Annotated in this window: 5 protein-coding genes and 1 pseudogene; 2 read left to right on the forward strand and 4 right to left on the reverse strand. The window is 68.3% G+C overall.

Features of this window, described 5'->3' with window-relative positions; all coding sequences use genetic code 11:
- Together SACSA_RS0112115 and SACSA_RS0112120 are read left to right on the forward strand one after the other, a co-directional pair.
- Positions 1–193: pseudogene (locus SACSA_RS0112115) on the forward strand (Rv2231c family pyridoxal phosphate-dependent protein CobC); the annotation flags it as partial.
- A 25-nt stretch (positions 194–218) separates the two neighbouring features.
- Complete coding sequence (locus SACSA_RS0112120) at positions 219–674, forward strand: hypothetical protein (protein ID WP_019816193.1); 456 nt, start codon at positions 219–221, stop codon at positions 672–674.
- Here SACSA_RS0112120 and SACSA_RS0112125 read toward each other — a convergent pair.
- The 4 genes from SACSA_RS0112125 to SACSA_RS0112135 all read right to left on the reverse strand — a co-directional run.
- Complete coding sequence (locus SACSA_RS0112125) at positions 671–1,243, reverse strand: GNAT family N-acetyltransferase (protein ID WP_019816194.1); 573 nt, start codon at positions 1,241–1,243, stop codon at positions 671–673. The genes SACSA_RS0112120 and SACSA_RS0112125 overlap by 4 nt on opposite strands.
- Positions 1,244–1,457: 214 nt before the next feature.
- Positions 1,458–1,793, reverse strand: a complete 336-nt coding sequence (locus SACSA_RS0112130) for a hypothetical protein (protein WP_157596833.1) — start codon at positions 1,791–1,793, stop codon at positions 1,458–1,460.
- Positions 1,794–1,887: 94 nt separating this feature from the next.
- The gene (locus SACSA_RS25250) at positions 1,888–2,676 is read right to left on the reverse strand and encodes a hypothetical protein (RefSeq protein WP_198009056.1); all 789 of its coding nucleotides are present in this window, start codon (positions 2,674–2,676) and stop codon (positions 1,888–1,890) included.
- A gap of 693 nt (positions 2,677–3,369) precedes the next feature.
- Positions 3,370–3,732 (reverse strand): nicotinate-nucleotide--dimethylbenzimidazole phosphoribosyltransferase (locus tag SACSA_RS0112135; protein WP_019816197.1); only part of this gene is annotated, 363 nt, incomplete at its 5' end.

A 3,732-nucleotide genomic window follows, 5' to 3' on the forward strand; every position in this document is an offset into this window, starting at 1 on the left:
CGTGCCGCGCGGCCCGTTCGTCCTGGTGCGCGTGCCCGACGGCGCCCGCGTCCGGCACCGCCTGCGCGAGGAGGGCTATGCCGTCCGCCGCGCCGACACCTTCCCGGGCCTCGACTCCGACTGGCTCCGCCTCGCCGTCCGCGCGGACATGGGCGAGTTCCTCAAGACACTGCGCACCGTTCTGGACGGGTGAGCACACACCCGGTGCCTCCCGCGGGATGATCGCCGTCGTGGAGGACCTCGCCTTCGAACTCGCCACCCTGTTGCTGGTCGGAACACCGCTTGCCCTGCTCGGCAAACTCGTGCACGCGCTGACCACGCGGCGGCACTCGTTCGCGCCGCCCGGCACGCGCCGCGCGCGGGCCGAGCCGGTGGTGTGGCTGCTGCTGGGTGCGGTGGACTTCCACGTGCTCGCGTTCTGGTCGACCTTCACCCTCCAGCCGGAGGATCTGTGCACTCCGCACGCGCTGAGCATCGACACGGGTGTGCGCCGCGCGGAGGGGAGCTTCTTCGCGCACCCGGCCGAGAGCCGCTGCGTGTGGCCGGACGGGAGCAGCGTGAACATGGTGCCGTGGCCGCTCAACGCGGGCACCGCGGTGTGTGTGGCGGCGGCGGTCGCCGTCGCCGGGTACGGCATCGTCCGGTCGCGGCGGCGTCGCCACCCGGGCGGTTAGGGTCCCACCGCCGGAGTGAGTGAGCCGGTGCCGTCCGGGCGTTTCCCGGACACGCGCCCGGGCAGGGCGACGTGGACGTGGTGCCACATCTGGCCGTAGTGGACGCCACTGCCGACGCGGAGGAAGCCGAGACGCTGCGCCAGGCGCAGGCTCGGCGCGTTCTCGGTGTGGACCAGCGCCCACACCGAGTCCAGCCCCAGCTCGTTCAGGCCGTAGTGCAGCAACGCGCGGCCCGCCTCGGTGGCCAGGCCCGCCCCGCCGTGCTCGGTCGCGAGGTACCAGCCGATCTCGGGCAGCTCGCCCGGCAGTTCCCAGGACGGTCGCAGGTGCCCGAGTCCGATCACCACGCCGTCCCGCAGGAACACCCAGTGGCCGAGTTCAGGCGGGCCGGAGTAGGCCAGCCGTCGGCGTACCATCGCCTCCGCGTTCTGCCGCACGGTGAGGTCGCCGGGGAAATAGCGGCTCATCTCCGGGTCGGCGAACATCCGGACGATCGGCTCGGTGTGCCGCTCGCCCAGCGGCTCAAGCGTCGACCGCTCCGTGGTCAGCGTCGGCTGTTTCGTGTCCACGGGACGGGAATTCTGTCACCGCGCGGCCCGCATGCGCGACAGCGTGTCCGCGTCGAGCACGCTCGCTGAGCGGTACCGAGGTCCACCAGGATGGGCACCCGCTTCTGCGTGGCGGTGGCCGACGGTGCCCGAAGCGGAGCGGATCGGCGTTGGTCACATCGGCCACGGCCGTCCCGGGGTAGGTGCGGCGCGGGGCCGCCGCGGGCGCGGGCGGCTACGCCATTCCTTGGGTCGAGCGGTTGGCACGCGGCCGGACGCTCGCTCGCAGACGGACGTAGCCGACACCGAGGAGAATCGCGCTCGGCAGAAAATAGGGGCCGAGCAGGGCGATTCCGATGATGGCCCACAGGCCCAGAAGCACGGCTGCGATGACGACGGCGGGCCCGTGGTGGCGCCATGGCATGACAAGGGGGAACGTGGCCACCAGTGCGGGCGGGACCGCGAGCGCCAGCGTTTCCGGCTCGATCAGGGCGGTGAGAATGACCGCCGTGCACCACGCGTACAGCACCGCTGCGGTCGCCCACGGCCTGCTGCGGAGTGTGGCTATCATCGCGTTCCTCGCCATCGTCTCCTCGTCTCGCCGAGTCTAGCGGGTGCGGCGAAGTGCGGTCGGCTGAGCGGGCGGCGACGACGGCCGCTTTCCGCTAGTTCTTCTCCCGAACAAGGTGATGTTCGAAACGGAGCAAGGCGGTGCATCCTCCTTCGACCCGGGTGGACCACCCTGACCGGAGCCAACCGTCCCAATCGCCTGCGGCTTGGTTTCTGTCCCAGTATGCGTGGGTGTCGATACCAGCGCAGAAGGCACCGTTGAAGAAATGCGCGGAAGACTCCGATAGCTGCCGTTCACACCAGTATACGTTCTTGAAGTTGTTCTCCTCCAGTCGCCAGCCGCTGGCACTAAGCCAGTAGTAGCGGTAACCTCCCCAGCCCGGATCGACGCAATTGTGGTTGTTCCAGGACCAGTTCACTCTGTTCGTCACCTCGGCCACCGTAGCGTCAATGGGGTCCTCCCACAGGGTTCTCCCATGCCCTTGAGAGTTGATGTAGCTGTGGTCTGAGGCGGTCGGACCGCTCTGCTCGCCCCCGGCTGTCGGTGCGACCTTCCGCACCTCCTTGAAGCGGCCTTCCGCCTTCTCCTCGGCGTTCGACTCCGCGATCGCGTCGAGTGCTGCTTGACCGCGCAACTCCGCGACCTCGGTCACGCATCGGCTGAGGTCTCGACGAATCTCCCGTACATAGAGGGCCTCGCCTTCGGGAGGCAGGGCGTACCGAAAGTCGAACACGCAGTTCCCGGGTCCCTCCTTGGTGCCCACCACCTGCTTGACGGCACTTCCCCGTGGTGCGGTGTCCAACGCTTTCCATTGGTGTGGGTGCCCCTGACCGGCGGCCGACGATGCCGCGGCGGGAGCTTGAATCCCCAATAGGATGGCCACGAAGACGCCGCCTATCGACATGCATCTGGTCGATCTCGACCGGTACATGATTCCCCCATATTCGCGGAGCTGTTGATTCGATCGAATCATGTTGACACTAGCGTCACCGCGGTTGTGTTGGACAACACGCCGAATGGCGACCTGATTGTTATGTTTTGTGAGGTTTTTTGAAATGATACTTTCATCTGTCGAGGCACTGGCGTATTGATGATCTCGGTCGTGACCCCGCGAGCGTCCGGACTTCCGGCAGGGGCGACCGGGGGCCGTGCTGCATAGGGACGTTTTTTCGCAACGGCGCCGTAGTCCCGGGATGATCCATGCCACCGGGCCAGTTTGGCTGGCCGCCCAGTCACCGCTGTCCGCTCGTGTGTTGCGGCACGAGCGGGCGACCGCACGGTATGGGCAGACGTCTCGACGATGACGTATAACTCAAACCCACTCTGAGTTTCGTGTGACCGCGGTGCACGAACTCAAGTCGAGTATGAGTTTTGTGCCTGTTAGGTGTGACCCGTCAGGTCGCCTGGGCCGCCGTGACCAGAACGGTGCCCGCGTAGCCGGAGAGTAGCCGCCGAGATGGTCGTTGCATGTCGACGGTCGTGCGAGGTGGGAGTTCCTGGTGCGGTGTTGGCGCTGACGTGGGTGACTCCGTGCGGGCCGTCGGTGCCTGGGACACGCCCAGCACGTCCGAGGAGCCTACCGGCCCAGGTCGGCCAGCAGGCCCATCTCGCTGATGACGGCCTGGGCGGCGCGCAGGGTCGGCACGGCCTGTACGGCGCCGCTGCCTTCGCCGAGGCGCAGGCCGAGGTCGAGGATCGGGTCCAGTCCGAGTGCCTTGAGCGCGAACGCCTGGGACGGTTCGGTGGAGCGGTGTCCGGCCAGCCACCAGCGGGTGGCGTCCGGGGCGAGTTCGGCGCCGACGAGGGCGGCCGCGCAGGAGAACACGCCGTCCAGCAGCACCGGGGTGCGGCGTTCGGCCGCGCGCAGCACGAACCCGGCCGTGGCCGCGGCGCAGGCGCTGCCCAGGGCGGTGAACACCTCGATCGGGTCGTGTGTGCG

Origin of the sequence: Saccharomonospora saliphila YIM 90502 (assembly GCF_000383795.1) — a bacterium.
GTDB classification, from domain to species: domain Bacteria; phylum Actinomycetota; class Actinomycetes; order Mycobacteriales; family Pseudonocardiaceae; genus Saccharomonospora; species Saccharomonospora saliphila.